This window comes from Halodesulfovibrio sp. (assembly GCF_025210605.1).
In the GTDB taxonomy this organism is placed as follows: domain Bacteria; phylum Desulfobacterota; class Desulfovibrionia; order Desulfovibrionales; family Desulfovibrionaceae; genus Halodesulfovibrio.
The window spans coordinates 36,784-55,307 of sequence record NZ_JAOARI010000012.1; the positions used below are offsets into that span (position 1 = coordinate 36,784).

Sequence of the window (18,524 nt, forward strand, 5' to 3'; positions counted from 1 at the left end):
TCAATGTGGTGGAGCTAAACGGGGTTGAACCGATGACCTCTTGACTGCCAGTCAAGCGCTCTCCCAACTGAGCTATAGCCCCACATCGTGAAGACGGTGTTTATCGGACTAGAGCCCTCTTTGTCAATATGAAATAGTAAAAAAACTACGATGCTAATTAATCAAGCTCAATAATGCTAATATGTGGTACAACGCAGCAAAGTTCAAAAAAAATGAAAAAAGCGTAAAGGCAAATCCATCCTTGCCGATATGCTTAGTAACTAAAGACGTTTTACTACCTACAGGGATAACCTCCCAAAAAAAGGCGACCAGTTGCGAGGTCGCCTTTTTTTGGGTCTATTGACTCATGCCCACATGAAAATGGGCGTTAATTCGGAAAAAGTCTCTGAAATATGAGATTGTATGTCGAACGGATAGAGAGCGCCAGCTTAAGCGTGATGTGCTCTCTACGACCGGAATCTTTGACAAGCTGATCTGCTAAGAAATCTGCTACAGTCGAAAAGTTCTTTGTACCGTGTTCTGCCAGCAGGGTATTATACACTTCAACACTTCTAAAGAGCGCTGTCGCGTTCCCTTTGGCATCTTTTTCCAATTTTTTCAGTTTACAGTAGCTTGAGAAATATTCTTCATAGTTATCTGGAAAAGACTGCTTTAGCGCAAGTTTCCAAAGCGCATAGAAAAGCGCCTTGAGCTCTTGCTTAGCTTTCTTTTTACGCAGAAAATGAAACTTCCCCAGTTCAAATACCACGAGTTCGTTGCTCACATCATACGTATCAAGCAGTGCATCAAGGTTTTCGAATAAATCGGATTCAGCGTAAGTAGTCTGCACTAACTGCACCATCCTGTAAGAATTAAGCTATGACTTTTCAGCACGCCCCTGTGTAGGTTTTTTACGGCTCGGACGAGTACGGCGTCGTTGCTGTTGTTGTCCTTGAGGTTTGCGCTTCCCCCTTTGGCTGCTGCCCTGATTCCGACCTTTTGCTGCTTCAGGTGCAGGCGGTGGCGTATGCAGGGTCTGCTGGTACAACTCATCAAGGAGTTGCGCAGCTAAAAGAAGCTGTTCGTCATCTTGAGAAAGTTCTTTAAGAAGTGGAACAAATCGCTTCATACGTTCTTTCTCAAGGTTGGTTTTACCGCGTAATTTACCTTCCAGCATTGCTGTCAGGCGCAATCCGGCTACCTTGGCAACGTCCTCGTCTGTTGGAGTCTCACGCTCCTGAAGAGAAATTTTGTAATAGTTGCCAATGCGTTCCAATTCCAGCTTCTGCATAATATCTACAAGAGAAATTACTTCGCCGCTGGCACCCGCACGTCCAGTACGGCCTGCACGGTGGATGTAGGATTCACGATCTTCTGGCGGTTCATACAGAATCACGTGTGAAAGTTCCGGAATATCAATACCGCGCGCTGCAACATCTGTTGCTACAAGGAAGCGTACACGCCCCTCGCGCAGTTTTGTGAGTACTTTTTCTCGTTTTGACTGGGACAAGTCAGCGGAAAGTTCGTCTGCATCATACCCGAAGCCTTTGAGCACTGCGGTTACATAGTGCACGTTAGCTTTGGTGTTACAGAAGATAATGGCTGATGACGGGTTTTCCACCTCAAGCACACGCACCAGTACACGATCTTTGTCCATAGGCTTCGCATTATAGAATACATGCGGTGTGTCTACGACATGTACCTGTTGATGCGAAAGGCTCAGCATGGATGGCTTGTGCATAAATTCTCCGGCAAGCTGAATAACTCGCGGAGGGTAGGTTGCAGAAAGCAAAAATGTGGAACGGTTGCGCGGCAGGTGACCTTTGATTTCCACCATGTCGGGATAAAAACCGATGGAAAGCATTCTGTCCGCTTCATCAAATACGAGAATTCTGGTTTTAGAAAGGTTCAAAGTGTGACGGATAAGGTGGTCGAGTACGCGACCGGGAGTGCCGATAACAACATGAGCACCCTTGCTTAGCTTATCTACCTGTTTGCCGTAGCCAACACCCCCGTAGACAGCGCAGGAGGTGATTCCGGTGTCTTTAAACAGCGTAGTGGCTTCGTATTCAACTTGCAGAGCCAATTCCCGTGTCGGCACGAGAACCAGCATCTGCGTAAAGTTTTTGGAAATATCTACTCGCTCCAGCGCAGGAAGAAGATAGGTGCCTGTTTTACCGCTACCGGTGCGGGACTGCACCATGATGTCTCTACGAGCCAATTCGTACGGAATTGCATGTGCCTGCACAGGCATAAGCTTATTCCACCCTGCACGGGTACAGGCTTCACGGATTGTTTCAGGAAGGTCTTCAAGCGTAATTGGTGGCAGCGCATCTTCTGGTTCAGTGATACCTGTAATCTCTGCGGCAATTCTGTCAGCAGGGTCTACAAATTTCTTTTGTTTTTTCGGTGCATCATCTGAAACGCTGTTGCGAGTTTCGTCTGTCATTGTACATCCTGTCAGTCAAACGGACTGTTAATTAGCAAAAATCGAAATTCCACAGCACACTATAGCAGCTGTAGTAACTTACTGCAACTTGCTGAAAAAATAGTTAATAAAGAATAGTGAGTTATGCCTTGGCAGCAAGAATAGCCAAAGCATTTACTGTGGCGGCGGCAAGAGGAGATCCACCCTTTCGTCCGCGAATGGTTATATAAGGAACAGTAGATTGTGCAAGAAGTATTTCTTTGGATTCAGCGGCATTAACGAATCCAACAGGCATTCCGACAATGAGAGCAGGAGGTGTCCCGCCATTTTCCAGATGCTGCATAAGGCGGATGAGAGCGGTTGGGGCATTGCCTATTGCCATAATGGAACCACCGATTTCCGGTGCTGCCGCATCCATGGCTGCCTGTGCCCGTGTGGAACCTGTTTCTTGTGCTTTTTGTACTACATCGGGACGATTAAGCAGGCACTGGGTAGAACATCCGAAAGGTGAGGTTCTGCGGACAGGAATGCCGGAGCGCGCCATTTCTGTATCGGTTAAAATTGTGCAGCCCTGCTGGATGGCATTCACACCTGCGGAAATTGCATCGGGATGGATGATAATATGGTTGAGTAAATCAAAATCCGCAGTTGTATGAATCAGGCGGCGTGCAATCGTCCATTCATCACCGGCAAAAGGACGCGGCTCTGGAACTTCACTGTCGATAATTTCAAAAGAACGCTGCTCGATATTATCTGGAGAAAAAAATGGTTGCAGTGATGTCTTAGTCATGAAGAATCCTTGTTTGTAAGCAGGCATCAACAAAAGCTTTCGCAACAGAAGGTTGCGATGCAAAATGCAGATGCACATATGAACCGACTGTGTTTGCCGTTGTATAGCCGGATGTTGAGGTTGATGTGCCTTTTCTGTCAGTTACAGCATACAGGGATGTATACGCTTTTTCTTCTTCTGCAAATGAATAATGAAATTCGTGTCCGCGTGCGACAGTACCTTGTGATCCCAAAATTGAGTCAGCAGTGGTTGTTATTTCCCGATATCCGAGTGCGCTACGTTTTTTGCCCATGGTGCAATGCAGATTGAAAACACCACACATAGGGTAGGCTGCCTCTTCAGCTGTGATTGATTGTGTGAGGTACATAAACCCACCACACTCTGCATAAACCGGTTTACCGGAGTGTGAATATGCTTGGATAGCTGAACGCATAGACGCATTAAGGCTGAGCCGTTCTGCATATAGCTCAGGATATCCCCCGGGCAAATATATTCCATCTATATCTTGAGGAAGTTTTTTGTCTTCAAGCGGAGAAAACGGCACTATCTCTGCTCCGTTTTCTTGTAACAAACGCAGGTTGTCAGAATAGCAAAAGCAAAATGCAGCATCACGGGCAACGGCTATGCGAACTATATGTTCTGTCTTTACAGAGGGATTGGCAACGGTAGTTGAGGCGACAGGCTCTGGCAAACTGAAAAGCAGTTGATCTAAATCGATATTCTGTTCTGCCCAATCTGCAAGTTTACCGATCAGATCGGCGTTCAAAAAACCTTCTTCTGCTGTTATCAAGCCTAAGTGGCGGGATGGGAGCGTAATGTCATCATTACGCGGCATGCAACCAATTAATGGTACAGAAGGGCAATATGTTTGCATTGCTTCACGAACAAGCGACTTGTGATTGTCGCTTCCAACCCTATTTGCAATGCACCCTGCAAAGTTGAGTTCAGAATCCAGCGTTGTAAAGCCGTGCGCAACAGCAGCAAATGATCGTGCCATTGATCGTCCGTCAATAACCAGTAGTACCGGTGCGTTCAACCATTTTGCTATTTCAGCAGTAGAGCCTGCGTCACTGCTGCCGCTTGCTCCATCAAAAAGTCCCATTACCCCTTCAACAATAGCGATGTCCGGTTTTCTCTCTGCCACTGTTTTTTGGTAGGAGTCGATACATATACTTTTTGAAAGCATCCATCCATCGAGATTAATACTGGCATTCCCCGTAACGGCTTTATGCAGTCCGGGGTCAATAAAGTCCGGTCCACATTTGAACGGCTGCACCGTTAAGCCTCGACGGGTAAAAGCAGCCATTAAAGCAAGACTGACGAGCGTCTTGCCACTCCCGCTTTGTGTCCCCCCAATTACAATTGTTTTTGCCATATATACTTTTCTCCAGAATTTTTATGAAAGTACTAATGAGTAGCGTTCTTGTTTAGTATCAGAAGTTCATCAGTGAAATCTTCCAGTAACTAAGAAAACAAAATTACGACTGAACTCTTTTGCTGTACACTAAATAGTAACTCTTTAGAAAATATGTAAGAAGTACATATAGTACGTAGTCATTAAAGATTGAGAGACTAACAAGGGTAATGCAACAACAAAGAGATAGTATAGAAATATATGACACCTTAATTTTGCATAATATTGTTTTAATATATACATGAAAAAAATTTTTCATATTGCATTTCATAATAGATAAACAAAGAAAAAATAACGAATATATATACTAATATGAGTTTTTATTCTCATTGAGCAATAAACTGATACTCCAAGTTTTTAACTACGGCTTTATTCAGCTAGTTGATAGAAAAATAAATATGTCTTTATAAAAAGTAACATTTAGAAGTGTCAGGAATGTCTGTTTTTTTCTAGATAGAAAAAATATGTGGCTACATGGAACATCATATTTGGGTAAAAAAAAACTGTTCTAGTATTACAGAATATAAAATTGCATTAGTTTTTAAAAAGACAGACTAGTTATAGATATCACACTCATGTCTGGCATTTCTTCAACTGTACTATTAACAGTTGTTATGCATTTTTGATGGTGGAAAAATGCAATTTGTCTTTGATGGTATTATAAAAAAAACTGTAAAAAATTCTATTGTGTGCATATGCAGTTCTGTAGTATGTCTACAGTGCATTTAACATAAGTTTATTAGCACTTATGTACGATTTAGTAGTTGTTTCAATTCGAAAATAAAATACGTAAATCGTCATCCAGTGACATCATTTTAAATATTTTTTCATTTTCTGGGTATAATACTTGTTCATTTAATGGATAGGAGGGGTAGTTTTACATGGAAAGTTATTTGAAGGAAGCTCTGGAAATTGTCAAAGCACAAGCAAGTGTGCGGACAATGACAGAAGAAGAAATCACAACAATGGTTCGTAAGCTTGCCGGGGGTATTAAGGAAATAAGTGCAAGCTGTGCTGTTGATGATGATCCTGCACGCAAAATGATTGAGCCTAAAAAGGCTATTAAAGAAAAATCAATTACGTGCGTAGAGTGTGGAAAATCTTTCAAAATATTAACTAAAAAGCATCTTGCAACACATGGACTTACACCAGAAGAGTACCGTGCGCGTTGTGGATATAAGAAAAATACTCCGCTGGTATGTAAATCTCTCCAGCGAGAGCGCCGCAAGAAGATGAAAGATATGCGACTGTGGGAACGCAGAGCATAACGGAAATCTGGGGACAAAAAAAAGGGTCAATCGACCCTTTTTTTTTGTCCAATTTATACAATGACGACATATGCGGCAACTAGAGAGTAGGACAACAATATTGGAGAAGAGGTAGTAGTGCGCGTAGCGGTAATGCATTACTGCAAAAGTTACTTTTTTTCCTGTCGCAATGAGTTGTTGAAAGCCATCGACTCAATGTACAGTTGTTTGATTTTTTTGTGAGTATTATCTCAGCTCTTCAAGCGAGAATAATATTGATTCGTTAAGAAGACGGATTTTCACCCCTGCCCGATACAATTCTTCACTTACAAACTTGCGTATAGCCTCGCGGGACTGAATATACGACGCTGAGTTTAGTCCCGGTTTATTACTTTTTGTATTGCCGGTACTGAAGGGGATGTTTTTTCTTTTGATTACTTCAGAATCTTTGAACTGAACTATCTTGCCAAATCTCTCAACAAGTAAAGCTAGTTGCATTGTTTCGCCTTCAATACTAGTATTGATGATTACTGCCGGATGATGAACGCGGATGGATGGCGCTGCAAGGCAAAGTTTTTTGCTTATGTCCAGCACGGAAACAGTCTCCGAGCCATAGTTTAAAATCCCTGCCATGAAGGCAGGAGCTTTAGGAACTCTGGTAATATGCTCGGGGTAAATTACCTCCTGCAACAGATGCAGCGGCAGCCCGAAGGTTTCGGAACCGGCGGAGAATGTGAATATTTTTTTAAACGCCTGTGGACTTGTCTGAGTAAGCATAGATAGCACCATATATTTCTTTGAAGTGGTGGTGTTGTATCGTAGTTTGGGTGCGTTGAAAACTAGTAGCGTTTTTTTGATAACGGTATGAAAATAAAGCACATTCTTCAGAGCAAAACTACCTATGATTATTACATATTGTGCTTGATTGTTAATTCAAACAAAAAAATACAATTGTCGTAACATGCTGTTATTTTGCCTGAATACAAAACCTTGTGAGCCTTTCCAAAAATAGAAAAATGTTCTAGTTAAAAAGCGCCAACAGACTATCTTTCTCTCTTATTCGGACGGTCGGGTTTAACACCAAGTATCAGGAAGGTGTGCCTTGCCAACGAGATACTTTCCAATCGCACTATTCGTTGCGATTCTTATTGCCGTTGCCTGCTACGGCTTTTTGCGTCCCGCAGAAACTGCGGCCGTGCCTATGCGTGTGCTGTTAGATAACAGCGCAGGTCTGGTTGTTTTCGACCATGCCAAGCACGTTGACGAATACGGTGTGGACTGTGAAACCTGTCACCATGAGCTTCTTGATGAAGCTGATGAGGACGGAAACATTCCCGAAGACGCAGAGCCTGCTGCATGTAGCGACTGCCATTCTAAAGTTTCTGACGATCCAGATGTACCTGGCTTGATGGACGCGTATCATCAGTCCTGCATGGGTTGCCACGAAGAAATTGATGCTGGTCCATATACACAAGACCAGTGCAATCAGTGTCACTTCAAATAGGGATGTCTTATGAATAAGAATATTTTCATTCTGACTCATGGGGACACAGGAGCATTTGAGACTGGTTCAGTTCCTTTCGAAGTGCGTATTCCCCTTAACGGACATGGTAAAAAGTCGGTAAAGAAAAAAACAGAAGTATATCCCGGTCTTCTTGTGGCAGATCACAAGAATCCAAAAATTGGTGATATGCACGCTGGCATTACCGGTATTGTAACGGAAGTTACAGACAAACACGTCATCATTAAAGCGCAGGAACCTGCTGCTCCGGCAGAAGGTGAAGAGCCGAAACCTACTGGCGTAGAACCTGTTTCCATCGACTCACTTGAGGGCGATGAACTGCTGGTTGCGCTTAAAGGTCTTGGCGTGGATATTCGTCCACTCATTAGACGCTGCGAGCTGCTTGTTGTGAACGCGTTGAACCCTGAACCGGGTATCACATACGCAGAAAGCATGCTTGTGCACGCCAAAAAGACTGTTGATGCAGGTCTTGCTCTGCTCAAACGTCTTTCACCGGCTTCTAAAACTATCGTTGCACTGCCTACAGCTTCTAACGCAACCTTTACTGATGCGGATGTCGCTTTCATTGATCCGCAGTATCCAAACAGCTTGGATGAGCTTGTCGTTGCCAAGATTACTGGCAAAGAAAGCATGAAGGGCGTTAATGTTGTTGACCTGCATACCCTCTACAACTTGGGCGCAGTCGCAGAAAGCGGTATGCCGCTAACGCACACTGTTGTGTGTGTTGAAGGCAAAAATGTAATTGCTCCAATAGGAACTCCGGTCGGTGCTCTGCTCAAACACGCATCAATCGAAGTCTCTGATGGCGACGCTGTTATTCTGGGCGGTCCAATGCGCGGTGAGACTACGGGCGACTTGAACAAAGGCATTGCTAAAAATACCAATGCACTGTTTGTTATGCCAGCTGGTTCTACAGCGCCTATAACAGATCATCCATGTTTCAGTTGCGGTTCTTGTCTCCAGCATTGCCCTTCGCGTATTCAGCCGAACATGATTGCTCGCTATGTGGAATTCAATGAACTTGATCTCTGCCGTCAAGCAGATATCAGCGCTTGTATTGAATGCGGATTGTGCACGTATTACTGTCCGGCTCGTCGTCCGGTGCTTCAGCTGATACGGCTTGGAAAACACAAAATAGCCCTTGAAGAAGCACAGGTTACCGCGTGTGCTTTGCAGGTTGATGAGTAGGAGGGGATACTATGGCTAAAAAAACATTGTCCAATGCTCCTTTCCTGAGGGTAGCAGCCGCACCGCATTTACATTGTGGTGCTTCCATCAAGGGAATGATGAGCACAATATTGCTGGCACTGTTTCCGGCAGTAATTGGTGCTGTATTCTGGTACGGCATGGAAGCAGTCCGCGTTATGGCTCTTTCCATTGCCACGGCGGTTATCGTTGAAGCTCTTTGTTCCAAAATTATGGAAAAAGAAATACGTGTTGACGATCTTCATGCTGTCGTAACCGGTTTACTTTTCGCATTTATCCTTCCGGCAGATGCCCAATGGTGGCTTGTTGTGTCCGGTTCTGCCGCTACAATGGTGCTGGGTAAAATGCTTTGGGGTAACTACGGTGGTGCACCTATTTGCGCTACCGCAGTCGGTTGGGCGTTCTGCACCATTTCATGGCCTGTGTACATGAACATTGATGCAACTATGCTGAATACGGCTTTGGTGAACCCGCTTTCTCAACTTAAATACTTTGGAATCGAATCCATCGCAGACGCATCCATGTATGACTTCTTCATCGGGCATCAGCTTGGTGCTTTAGGAGCCGTACAGGTTGGTGCTTTACTGCTTGGTGGACTTATTCTCCTCGGACGCGGCGTTATTTCATGGGAGATTCCTGTTGCAACTACGGCTTCGGTTCTGGTTGTAGGCGGAATTTACTATGCGATTGATCCTGAACTGTATGCAAATCCATTATTTCATCTGTTCACCGGTTCAACAATGCTCGCAATCTTCTTTTTGCTGACAGACTTCACATCCACGCCGAATACACGGGGCGGAAAAATCTTTTTCGGTCTCATGGCGGGCTTCCTTATCATACTCATACGCACGTATGGTCAGTACCCTGACGGGGTTTTATTTGCTGTGCTTCTTGCGAATATGATTACTCCGCTTTGTGATATGATTAAGCCTAAACCGTTTGGAGCGAGGTAAGCTATGCGTGAAATCGTAAAGATGATCGTGGTGTTGACCTGCCTTACTGGTATCGCAGGCTTTGCGTTATCCTCTCTTAAAGAGATGACCGCACCAACCATTGAGTTGCAGTTGCTTACATTTGTACAGGGACCTTCTTTGAGTCAGGTGTTACCGGGCTACACAAACGATCCTGTGCAAGAACGCAAAAAGTTCAAAAATCCTCTTACAGGAAAAGCAATCAACGTGTTCCCGCTTAAAGTTGATGGCACGCTTAAAGCTGTTGCTATCGAAGGCTTTGGCGGCGGTTACGGTGACAATATTGGCGTTATGGTCGGTTTCGACCTTGAAAACGACAAGCTTGTCGGCATCGGTATTACAACAACAAAAGAGACTCCGGGTATTGGTTCACGCATTACTGAACCGGACTTCCGTGACCGCTTTGTGGGACTCAGCGAGTCCGAAGCTAAATTGACGTCTCAAGGTGGTAAAATTGATGCCCTTTCCGGCGCAACCATTTCTTCAAATGGTACTGTTGTAGCAGTGCAGGATGCCGGTAAAGTATACGGTGCTTTGAAAAAAGAGATACTTGAAGCCTTTAAATAGGTCGCAAGGATAACGTGAGCGCGCGTAACGCGCGATGTGAGGAGAAAAATATGGCCAAAATGTGGAAAGAGTTTTCCAAGGGCCTATGGGCAGAATTACCTCCGTTCCGGCTCCTGCTTGGTTTATGTCCAACTCTTGCGGTTACCACCACAGCAGAAAACGGCTTCGGTATGGGGATAGCAGTAGTGTTTGTTATCACACTGTCCAGCTTTATCGTCTCGGCAATCCGAAAGATTATTCCTAAAAAAGTTCGTATCGCCTGTTATATTACAGTCGCTGCATCTCTTGTAGTAGCTGTAGAATTGCTGATGCAGGCGTACGCTTACCCGTTATATCAGCAGCTTGGTATTTTTGTACCATTGATCGTTGTTAACTGCCTTATTCTCGGCAGGGCGGAAGCCTTTGCAGGTAAGAACCCTATACATCTGGCAGTAGCAGATGCTCTGGGTATGGGTATTGGTTTTACCCTGTCACTTACCTTCCTTGGTGCAATTCGTGAATTACTGGGAACCGGCTATGTCTTCGGCATAGAAGTTCTCTCCGGTTCATTTCAGCCGGTTAAATTCATGGTTGCAGCACCGGGTGCATTTGTGGCGCTTGGTCTTATCCTTGCCGGAATGAACTACCTGAGCATTCTTCAGGCAAAACGCCGTGGCGACCCTGCTCCGGAAAACCCAACTACAGGCTGTGATGCATGTCGCGCCTGTGCTGGTCACAAGTAACTGGAGGTAGTATACTATGGAATATTTCCTGCTTTTTATCTCCGCGATCTTCGTTAACAACATCGTTCTTGCCCAGTATCTGGGACAGTGCCCGTACCTTGGCTGCTCCAAGGAAAAAGGGGTATCCATCGGTATGGGCGGTGCGGTTATCTTTGTTATGGTTATCGCAACCCCTTTGACATGGGTTATTCAGAACTACGTGCTTGTGCCGCTTGAACTGGGGTACTTGCAAACCATTATGTTTATTCTGGTTATTGCATCGCTCGTACAGCTTGTAGAAATGTTTTTGAAGAAATCCGTACCACCGTTGTACAACGCGCTTGGTATCTTTCTTCCGCTCATTACTACAAACTGCGCGGTTCTCGGTGTTGCAATTCTCGTTCAGCGTAAAGAATTCGACCTCGGTCTTTCAATATTCTACTCATTTGCTTCAGGCTTAGGCTTCTTACTTGCGTTAGTCTTGCTTGCAGCAATTCGCGAACGGCTGGAAGTTACCCATCTGCCAAAATCTATGCAGGGTGTTTCTGCTGCGCTGGTGATGGCTGGTATCATGTCTCTGTCCTTCATGGCCTTTAAGGGCATGATCTCTTAGGCACAGGGTTATATGCATGTGACTCCCCTTGCGGGATAAACTAACAAGGATAGCATTATGGTTTTGACATCTGTCCTTTCATTGCTAGCTCTGGGCTTTTTCTGTGCGGTTGTGCTGTCAGCAGCATCCCGTGTCTTCTATGTAGAAGAAGACCCAAGAGTAGAGGCAATCTGTGAAGCACTTCCGGGTGCTAACTGCGGCGGTTGTGGCTATGCCGGTTGTGAAGCGTACGCCATTGCCGTTATTACTGACCCTGATGTATCTGCCGGACTTTGTTGTGCCGGTGGCGCCGAAGTAACAGTAGCAGTATCAGAACTTTCCGGTAAAGCAGCCGGTGGCGATGATCCGGAAATTTCCTTCCGCCGTTGTGTGAAGGATCAAGGCAAGGTTCAGAAAAAATTCGAATATCAGGGCGTACAGTCATGTACAGCAGCAGGCTTGCTGCAAGACGGCCCTGATGCTTGTAAATACTCCTGTCTTGGCTACGGTGACTGTGTAAAAGCATGTCCGTTCGATGCCATGTACATTGAGAACAATCTGGTTATTATCGACCCTGAAATGTGTGTAGCCTGTGGCGCATGTATCAACGTCTGCCCGAACCATGTTCTGGAAATGATACCGCGTCGCGCTCGTGTTCAGGTTTTCTGTTCTACTCAGGACAAAATGAAAGCTGTTATGGACGTGTGTGAAGCTGGCTGTATCAACTGCATGAAGTGCGTGAAGAAATGTCCAGCAAAGGCTATTTCTCAGGTAAATGGTCAAATCAAAATAGATCAGGCTGCGTGTCTTGCATATGGGCCTGATTGTGACGAAGTGTGTGTTGATGCGTGTCCGCGTGACATTCTGCGTCTTATGTGTCCTGTAGGTATCAGTGCGAAAGCACAGGAAGCCGCAGAAGCAAAAGCCGCTGCGGAAGCAGCCAAGGCAGCAGAAACAGAAACTCCACAGCCAACCGCCTAATAGGAGCAAAGACTATGACTACATCTCGTCGACAGTTCCTGCAGGCTTGCGGTGTGCTCGGTCTTGGTGCCGCTGTAACCGGCGTGCCAGCAGTAGCGTCCGCCACACGTGTGGGTGACGAATATAAAGTGCAGGAAACCCGTTTTATGATGGGTACTGTGGTAACCATTACCGCGCTGCACTCCTCCAAGCAGCTTGGAGAAGAAGCCATTGGGCGTAGTTTCGAAGAAATTACGCGACTCGAAGCACTTCTTAGCCGCTACAAAAGCGATTCTCCTGTTTCTGTCTTGAACAGAGACGGACGTGTTTCCGGTATTCCACAGGAGCTTGCAGAAGTTGTGCGTAGCGCACGGTTGCTCAACAAGCTTTCTGACAGCGCATTTGATGTAACCATCAAGCCTGTTGTTGACCTGTATAGCGCAAAAGCTGACCGGAAGAGTGATATGGCTCTTTCAAGAGCAGAGTTTGAAGAAGCACTTGCTCTTGTTGATGCTGACTCACTGATTCAAAAGCGTAACTCTATCCGCCTTAACCGTGAAGGCATGGGAATTACGCTGGACGGCATTGCAAAAGGTTACATCGTGGATAAAGCTTCAGCAGTTCTTGCTGCACATGGCGCTAAAAATCACATGATTAACGCCGGAGGCGATATCCGTACTATGGGTGAAAAAGCAGGCAGCAAACCTTGGGTTGTTGCTGTGCAGGACCCTGAAAAGAAAGGGCACTATCCTGCTGTGATCCAGATGAATACTGGTGCACTTGCCACTTCTGGCGGGTATGAAGTGTTTTACGATAAGAACCATATGTACCATCACTTGGTAAGTCCTCAATCCGGCTTGAGTCCTAATAATGTTGCATCTGTTTCTGTTATGGCTCCAAGTGTTATGGAAGCAGACGCCCTTGCTACAGCAGCATTCATCATGCAGTCTCGCAAGGGACTACAGTTTATTAAGTCACTTAATGGACGTGAAGCGCTTATTGTGACTAAAGATGGTATGAAATTAAGTACCCCTCACTTTGGTTAGTATAAATACTCATTATTATAAGAGCCAGCCTGCTATGCAGGCTGGCTCTTTTTTTATGTAAAAAAAATGAATTTTAGTTTATCGCATAAGTAATTGCAAAAAACACTTCTGTTACAATTGTAATTTACACTTAAGTTTTTATTTCTAGCTCCGATCAGCTATTTGAATAAAAGGAGGAGACGGTGAAAGCAGACTCGATAAAGATAAAGGTAACGTTCTTTGCTGGCGTCACACTAGTAATAGTGATGAGTGCCTTAATTGTAATATCCGGTATTACATTGTGGAACACTTCTTCAGAAGATGCACTTGAAAATGCCAGATCAGTTGCGACTGTACATTCCAAGAAAATTCAAAATACAATGAATCAGGCGCTGAGCATAACCAAAACTATGGCTACAGCGTTAACTGGAATGCGTTCTGTTGAGTATCTCGACAGAATGGGCGTTGACGCAATGCTGAAGCAAGTTCTGAAAGAGAACTCTAATGTTGTCGCGAGTTTCACATTGTGGGAGCCTGATACAATTGACGGCAGAGATTACAACTACAAAGACACGGAAGGTCATGACGAAACTGGACAGTATCGACCATACTGGAGTCGTGGCACTGGCGATTCTTTCATTGTTGAGCCGTTGCAAGATTATGAGGGTCTGTTTCCTGTTCCATTACTAGGTGATTATCTTATCGATCCGTACCTCTATACTATTCAAGGAGAACAGCAACTCGTCAGCACCTTGATAAGTCCTGTTAAAGTCCGTGGAAAATATGCCGGTGTTGTCGGTATCGACATTAACAACAGCTTCTTACAAGAGTCCATCGAAGCGAATGACTTATTTGATGGAACGGGTGAAATTATTGTTATCGCCAACAGTGGAGATATCATCGGTCACTCAAAAAAATCTGAGATGGTTGGGAAAAGCATTTACAAGGTATTCCCGAAACTTCATCACCTGCCGGATCACGTAAAAAAGGGTGAGCGCGACGTAGAATACAATGAAGCGCTTGATTTGTACCACATTATTGAGCCGATCTGGGTTGGTGACATCCCGACTCCGTGGAGCCTGATGATTACCCTGCCAAAAAGTTACACAACACAGGAAGCAACTGATGAAGTGAAGACTCTTTTGCTTACTGCTTGCGGATTAATGATTTTTGGACTTCTTGGTATGTGGTTTGTTGCTTCACGTATTGCAAACCCAATTATCAAGATGGCAGGTGTTGCAGTTAAAGTTGCTGACTCTTCTTTCCAGGATTTATCTGGTATTCCTGAGGCAAGTGAGTTTTCCGGCGAGTTGCTAGACTTGCATTATGGATTAAAAAGCATGACGACGCAGGCAGTAGATGCCCTTGAAGATGCAAAAGCTCAGTCTATGGAAGCAAAGGAAAAAGCTGAAATCGCAGAGCAGGCTGTTCTTGAAAGTGAACAGGCGAAGCGTGAGGGTGAGCAGGCAATGCAGCGAGGCATTACAGAAGCCGCTTCACGTATTCAGGGCATTGTAGAACGGGTTTCGGCGGCCTCAGGACAGCTGCAAGCTCAAGTTACAAATTCCAGTCTGGGTGCAGAAAATCAGCGTGATCGCATGACAGAAACAGCTACAGCTATGGAAGAAATGAATGCTACCGTACTGGAAGTTGCGAAAAATGCTTCTGAAGCTGCTGCGAACGCTGATGCAACCAAAGCCCGAGCGACAGAAGGCGCTGCTGTGGTAAGCGATGCAGTCCAGTCCATCATGGAAATTAACCGTCAGGTTGGAGAAATGAAAAAGGGTCTTGATGACCTTGGACAGCAAACAGAAGGCATTGGTCAGATAATGGAAGTTATTACTGACATTGCAGATCAGACTAACTTGCTTGCTCTGAACGCTGCTATCGAAGCTGCTCGAGCTGGCGAAGCAGGACGCGGTTTTGCCGTTGTTGCTGATGAAGTGCGTAAACTGGCAGAAAAAACCATGTCTGCAACCAGCCAAGTAGGCAGTGCTGTGGCGGCGATTCAAGCAGGAACTCGTGAAAATATCGCCAGCATGGAACATGTGTTTGGTGTGGTAGAAGACAGTACCAAGCAGGCACAGGAATCCGGCACATCTCTTACAAACATTGTGACTATTTCTGAGTCAACAGCAGATCAAGTACGTGCCATTGCGACAGCGTCAGAAGAGCAGGCTGCCACTTCTGAGCAGATTAACCGTGGTACAGAAGAAGTAACAAGGATCTCCGAAGAAACAAACGAGTCTATGAACGAAGCATCCAATGCAATCACCGAACTTACTTCTTTAACAACCGAACTTGCATCCATTGTACATGAAATGCAAAACAGCAAATAAGAACGTTTTAATCGTTTTCAAAGCGGGGTGGTCTGAACAGGCTTCCCCGCTTTTTTTTTGACAGAGCCTAAAAAGAACTTATGTTCCTTGATGTACATTAATGCAGCTTAGCAAGCTGCAATTATGGCTAGGAACCTGAAAAGTTGGCTTCCTGTAAGCTCGTGATTGCCAAAGTAATTGATTAATTCCCTACCTTGTAGGTAGTATATCAAACGTATACAATCACTGCTTGCAAAAATAGCCAAACATGCTAGTCCTACCCTCACGCGATACAGTCCGGTCGTATCTGCTTATATAGCTGATAGCTATTGTAAATGTGAGTGTGTACAGACTGGTTGATTTGTACTTTTTTTATTGTGAAGAAGGCATATTTGATTGATTGCGACAGCGGTTACTAAGTAGCTTTTTACTAACTTGCTGTTCTTTAAGTGTTTAGCTGCATCAGCTGGCACAGTTAACTGACTTATTTCTTTTTATTCTACAGTAAATTGTGCGACAGACAGTTCATTGTAAGAGCGAGCCTGCCGCCGACCTACACATCTTTTTTTGCGGAGGATGCCTTATGTCTAAGCACGTAGTTGTTATTGGTGCTGTTGCCCTTGGTCCAAAAGCTGCCTGTCGTTACAAACGTCTTTGCCCAGACGCAAAAGTAACAATGATAGATCAGGCTCCACGCATCTCTTATGGTGGCTGTGGTATTCCTTACTTTGTTTCCGGTGAAGTAAACACCGTCGTAGACCTTCAGTCTACACCATACCACATCGTTCGTGACGCTGCGTTTTTTAAAACTAACAAAGACGTAGACGTTCTGGTTAACACACGTGCTACCTCCATTGATCGCGAAGCAAAAACTGTTTCCATTGAAAACGTGTTAACTGGCGAAAAAGAAGTTATTTCTTACGATGAGCTTGTAATTGCTACCGGCTCCAAGCCAAACATGCCTCCATTTGAAGGTATTGATCTTAAAGGTATCACTCCTGCCACAAACCTTGAAGAAGCAGAACTTATCAAAAACGCTGTTGCAAACGGCGAAGTTAATAATGCTGTTGTCGTTGGCGCAGGATTTATCGGTCTTGAAATGGCTGTTGCATTTGCTGATATGTGGGGCATCAACACAAGCGTTGTTGAGCTTCAGGAGCAGGTGCTTCCTGGATTCATGCCTAAGTCATTAGCAAAAATGGCACAGGCTGATCTTGAAAACAATGATGTGAATGTATACCTCGGCGAGTCTGTTACCCGCTTTGAAGGTAAAGACGGCAAGGTCACTAAAGTTATCACCAACAAGCGTGAAATTGAAGCTGACCTCGTTATCCTTGCTGTCGGTGTATCTCCAAACACCCAGATTGCTGTTGATGCAGGTATTGAGTGTGACGAACGCGGTGCTATCCTCGTTAACGAACGTTTCCAGACTTCTGACCCTGCAATCTACTCCGGTGGTGACTGCGTAACTATCCCTAACCTTGTTACTGGCAAACGCGGCTTCTACCCGCTCGGTTCCATGGCTAACCGTCAGGGTCGTATTATCGGCACTAACCTTGCCGGTGGTAATGCAAGCATGGCTGGTGCAATCGGCAGCTGGTGCGTAAAATTATTTGAAAAATCATGCAGTGGTGCAGGTCTTACTCTTGAACAGGCTCTCGCAAACGGATTTGATGCTATCTCCGTTCATGTTGAGCAGATGGACAGAGCGCACTTCTTCCCTGAAAAAGCACTTATGTCACTTCAGATCGTTGTAGACCGTGCAACACGTCGTGTTCTCGGTATGCAGGGTATGAACGAATTTGGCGATGCGCTTACAGCTCGTATTAACGCAGTCGTTCCGCTTATTTCTTCCCACGCTACCATCGATGATGTATCCAACCTCGAAGTTGTATACTCTCCACCGTTCTCTTCTGCGATGGATATTGTTAACGCTGTTGCAAACGTTGCTGATAACGTACTTGCAGGCAGCAATAAGTACATGGATCCTGCTGAATTTGAAAACTGCTGGGCAGAGCGTGACTGCGGTGATTACTACTTCATCGATACCCGCCTTGCAGGTGGTGCAAAAGATATGTGCGAAGCACACCCAGAGCACTGGCATAATATTCCAAACGAAGAAATTCGTGAACGCATTAATGAAATTCCAAAAGACAAACAGGTAGTCATGATCTGCAACACAGGTCTGCGTTCATACGAAGCAATGCTGCTTGCTTGTGAGCTTGGTATTGAAAACATCAAAGCCTCTGCTGGCGGTATGGGCGCTCAGAAAAAACTGAACGCTACTATCTAAGGCTTGGGTTAGGCGTAAAGTCTTGAGGGTTGTCTTCGGCGGCGCTGCGAAGCTTGTTGCCTCCGGCGGCTGGGCTGAAACTTTTGCAAAGTTTCCCCCAGACCCCCTTCAAAACTTTTCATTATGCGAGGATATCCCGTTGGATATGTCTTTGCACGGCTTAGCGTAACTTGATTCAAACAAAAAGGCTGTCCTATCTATGTAGGATAGCCTTTTTTACTTGTTATTTTTAAAGAACATTGCAGCAAAAGACGTAGGCACAAGCCAACTTGAATAAGGAAGGGTAGTGCCGCTTAAGCCGCGAGAGAGCAAAAGAAACGTGCTGGTCTCGCAGGTAAAAGTCTTTGGAGATTTTTAAGAACCTTTCTTCGCGTAGATTGTAATTTGAAACTTAACACCTTGATGAACTTAGGGCTTCAAAACAAGAAGCCCCATGATATGTTGTCCTTACATGAAAAAACTCCACAATGGAGGGATAACTACATGGGGCATAAACAGATTACATTTGAAG

At 45.0% G+C, this 18,524-nt stretch carries 16 protein-coding genes and 1 tRNA gene; 11 read left to right on the forward strand and 6 right to left on the reverse strand.

Annotated elements, in window-relative coordinates; all coding sequences use genetic code 11:
• Positions 1 to 6 precede the first annotated feature (6 nt).
• The 5 genes from N4A56_RS03990 to N4A56_RS04010 all read right to left on the reverse strand — a co-directional run bounded on the left by N4A56_RS03990 (position 7) and on the right by N4A56_RS04010 (position 4,572).
• Positions 7 to 82: transfer RNA gene (locus N4A56_RS03990), tRNA-Ala, on the reverse strand.
• 285 nt (positions 83 to 367) lie between these two features.
• Positions 368 to 829 carry a hypothetical protein gene (locus N4A56_RS03995; protein ID WP_293669734.1) on the reverse strand — a complete coding sequence of 154 codons (462 nt, stop codon included), beginning with the start codon at positions 827 to 829 and terminating at the stop codon, positions 368 to 370.
• A gap of 27 nt (positions 830 to 856) precedes the next feature.
• On the reverse strand, positions 857 to 2,428 hold the full coding sequence (locus N4A56_RS04000; RefSeq protein ID WP_295545196.1) for a DEAD/DEAH box helicase: 1,572 nt from the start codon (positions 2,426 to 2,428) through the stop codon (positions 857 to 859).
• Positions 2,429 to 2,549: 121 nt separating this feature from the next.
• Positions 2,550 to 3,197 (reverse strand): precorrin-8X methylmutase, encoded by a 648-nt coding sequence (locus N4A56_RS04005; RefSeq protein WP_295545197.1) that lies wholly within the window; start codon positions 3,195 to 3,197, stop codon positions 2,550 to 2,552.
• The gene (locus tag N4A56_RS04010) at positions 3,190 to 4,572 is read right to left on the reverse strand and encodes a cobyrinate a,c-diamide synthase (RefSeq protein WP_295545198.1); all 1,383 of its coding nucleotides are present in this window, start codon (positions 4,570 to 4,572) and stop codon (positions 3,190 to 3,192) included. The genes N4A56_RS04005 and N4A56_RS04010 overlap by 8 nt, the downstream gene beginning before the upstream one ends.
• A gap of 920 nt (positions 4,573 to 5,492) precedes the next feature.
• Between N4A56_RS04010 and N4A56_RS04015 the strand changes: the two genes are divergently transcribed.
• Positions 5,493 to 5,879, forward strand: a complete 387-nt coding sequence (locus N4A56_RS04015) for a MucR family transcriptional regulator (protein WP_293669729.1) — start codon at positions 5,493 to 5,495, stop codon at positions 5,877 to 5,879.
• Positions 5,880 to 6,104: 225 nt separating this feature from the next.
• Here the strand turns inward: N4A56_RS04015 and N4A56_RS04020 are convergent, their stop codons facing one another.
• Complete coding sequence (locus N4A56_RS04020) at positions 6,105 to 6,635, reverse strand: chemotaxis protein CheW (protein WP_293669727.1); 531 nt, start codon at positions 6,633 to 6,635, stop codon at positions 6,105 to 6,107.
• Positions 6,636 to 6,960: 325 nt separating this feature from the next.
• Here N4A56_RS04020 and N4A56_RS04025 point away from each other — a divergent pair, with 325 nt between their 5' ends.
• The 10 genes from N4A56_RS04025 to N4A56_RS04070 all read left to right on the forward strand — a co-directional run bounded on the left by N4A56_RS04025 (position 6,961) and on the right by N4A56_RS04070 (position 18,013).
• Positions 6,961 to 7,362 (forward strand): cytochrome c3 family protein, encoded by a 402-nt coding sequence (locus N4A56_RS04025; RefSeq protein WP_293669726.1) that lies wholly within the window; start codon positions 6,961 to 6,963, stop codon positions 7,360 to 7,362.
• A gap of 9 nt (positions 7,363 to 7,371) precedes the next feature.
• The gene (locus tag N4A56_RS04030; RefSeq protein ID WP_293669725.1) at positions 7,372 to 8,568 is read left to right on the forward strand and encodes an NADH:quinone oxidoreductase subunit RnfC; all 1,197 of its coding nucleotides are present in this window, start codon (positions 7,372 to 7,374) and stop codon (positions 8,566 to 8,568) included.
• Between the two features lie 11 nt (positions 8,569 to 8,579).
• Positions 8,580 to 9,539, forward strand: a complete 960-nt coding sequence (locus tag N4A56_RS04035) for an RnfABCDGE type electron transport complex subunit D (protein WP_293669724.1) — start codon at positions 8,580 to 8,582, stop codon at positions 9,537 to 9,539.
• 3 nt (positions 9,540 to 9,542) lie between these two features.
• Complete coding sequence (gene rnfG / locus N4A56_RS04040) at positions 9,543 to 10,124, forward strand: RnfABCDGE type electron transport complex subunit G (RefSeq protein WP_293669723.1); 582 nt, start codon at positions 9,543 to 9,545, stop codon at positions 10,122 to 10,124.
• Between the two features lie 50 nt (positions 10,125 to 10,174).
• Complete coding sequence (locus N4A56_RS04045) at positions 10,175 to 10,846, forward strand: electron transport complex subunit E (RefSeq protein WP_293669721.1); 672 nt, start codon at positions 10,175 to 10,177, stop codon at positions 10,844 to 10,846.
• A gap of 16 nt (positions 10,847 to 10,862) precedes the next feature.
• On the forward strand, positions 10,863 to 11,438 hold the full coding sequence (locus N4A56_RS04050) for an RnfABCDGE type electron transport complex subunit A (protein WP_293669720.1): 576 nt from the start codon (positions 10,863 to 10,865) through the stop codon (positions 11,436 to 11,438).
• 57 nt (positions 11,439 to 11,495) lie between these two features.
• Complete coding sequence (rnfB, locus tag N4A56_RS04055) at positions 11,496 to 12,398, forward strand: RnfABCDGE type electron transport complex subunit B (protein WP_293669719.1); 903 nt, start codon at positions 11,496 to 11,498, stop codon at positions 12,396 to 12,398.
• A 14-nt stretch (positions 12,399 to 12,412) separates the two neighbouring features.
• Positions 12,413 to 13,423 carry an FAD:protein FMN transferase gene (locus N4A56_RS04060; protein WP_295545203.1) on the forward strand — a complete coding sequence of 337 codons (1,011 nt, stop codon included), beginning with the start codon at positions 12,413 to 12,415 and terminating at the stop codon, positions 13,421 to 13,423.
• 182 nt (positions 13,424 to 13,605) lie between these two features.
• Positions 13,606 to 15,741 carry a methyl-accepting chemotaxis protein gene (locus N4A56_RS04065; protein ID WP_295545205.1) on the forward strand — a complete coding sequence of 712 codons (2,136 nt, stop codon included), beginning with the start codon at positions 13,606 to 13,608 and terminating at the stop codon, positions 15,739 to 15,741.
• A 562-nt stretch (positions 15,742 to 16,303) separates the two neighbouring features.
• On the forward strand, positions 16,304 to 18,013 hold the full coding sequence (locus tag N4A56_RS04070) for an FAD-dependent oxidoreductase (protein WP_295545206.1): 1,710 nt from the start codon (positions 16,304 to 16,306) through the stop codon (positions 18,011 to 18,013).
• Positions 18,014 to 18,524 lie beyond the last annotated feature (511 nt).

Excerpts from the sequence above, each read along its gene's own strand:
- N4A56_RS04000 (WP_295545196.1), bottom strand. The coding sequence starts at position 2,428 with ATGACAGACGAAACTCGCAACAGCGTTTCAGATGATGCACCGAAAAAA.
- N4A56_RS04005 (WP_295545197.1), bottom strand. The coding sequence starts at position 3,197 with ATGACTAAGACATCACTGCAACCATTTTTTTCTCCAGATAATATCGAG.
- N4A56_RS04010 (WP_295545198.1), bottom strand. The coding sequence starts at position 4,572 with ATGGCAAAAACAATTGTAATTGGGGGGACACAAAGCGGGAGTGGCAAG.
- N4A56_RS04015 (WP_293669729.1), top strand. The coding sequence starts at position 5,493 with ATGGAAAGTTATTTGAAGGAAGCTCTGGAAATTGTCAAAGCACAAGCA.
- N4A56_RS04020 (WP_293669727.1), bottom strand. The coding sequence starts at position 6,635 with ATGCTTACTCAGACAAGTCCACAGGCGTTTAAAAAAATATTCACATTC.
- N4A56_RS04030 (WP_293669725.1), top strand. The coding sequence starts at position 7,372 with ATGAATAAGAATATTTTCATTCTGACTCATGGGGACACAGGAGCATTT.
- N4A56_RS04035 (WP_293669724.1), top strand. The coding sequence starts at position 8,580 with ATGGCTAAAAAAACATTGTCCAATGCTCCTTTCCTGAGGGTAGCAGCC.
- rnfG (WP_293669723.1), top strand. The coding sequence starts at position 9,543 with ATGCGTGAAATCGTAAAGATGATCGTGGTGTTGACCTGCCTTACTGGT.
- N4A56_RS04045 (WP_293669721.1), top strand. The coding sequence starts at position 10,175 with ATGGCCAAAATGTGGAAAGAGTTTTCCAAGGGCCTATGGGCAGAATTA.
- N4A56_RS04050 (WP_293669720.1), top strand. The coding sequence starts at position 10,863 with ATGGAATATTTCCTGCTTTTTATCTCCGCGATCTTCGTTAACAACATC.
- rnfB (WP_293669719.1), top strand. The coding sequence starts at position 11,496 with ATGGTTTTGACATCTGTCCTTTCATTGCTAGCTCTGGGCTTTTTCTGT.
- N4A56_RS04060 (WP_295545203.1), top strand. The coding sequence starts at position 12,413 with ATGACTACATCTCGTCGACAGTTCCTGCAGGCTTGCGGTGTGCTCGGT.
- N4A56_RS04070 (WP_295545206.1), top strand. The coding sequence starts at position 16,304 with ATGTCTAAGCACGTAGTTGTTATTGGTGCTGTTGCCCTTGGTCCAAAA.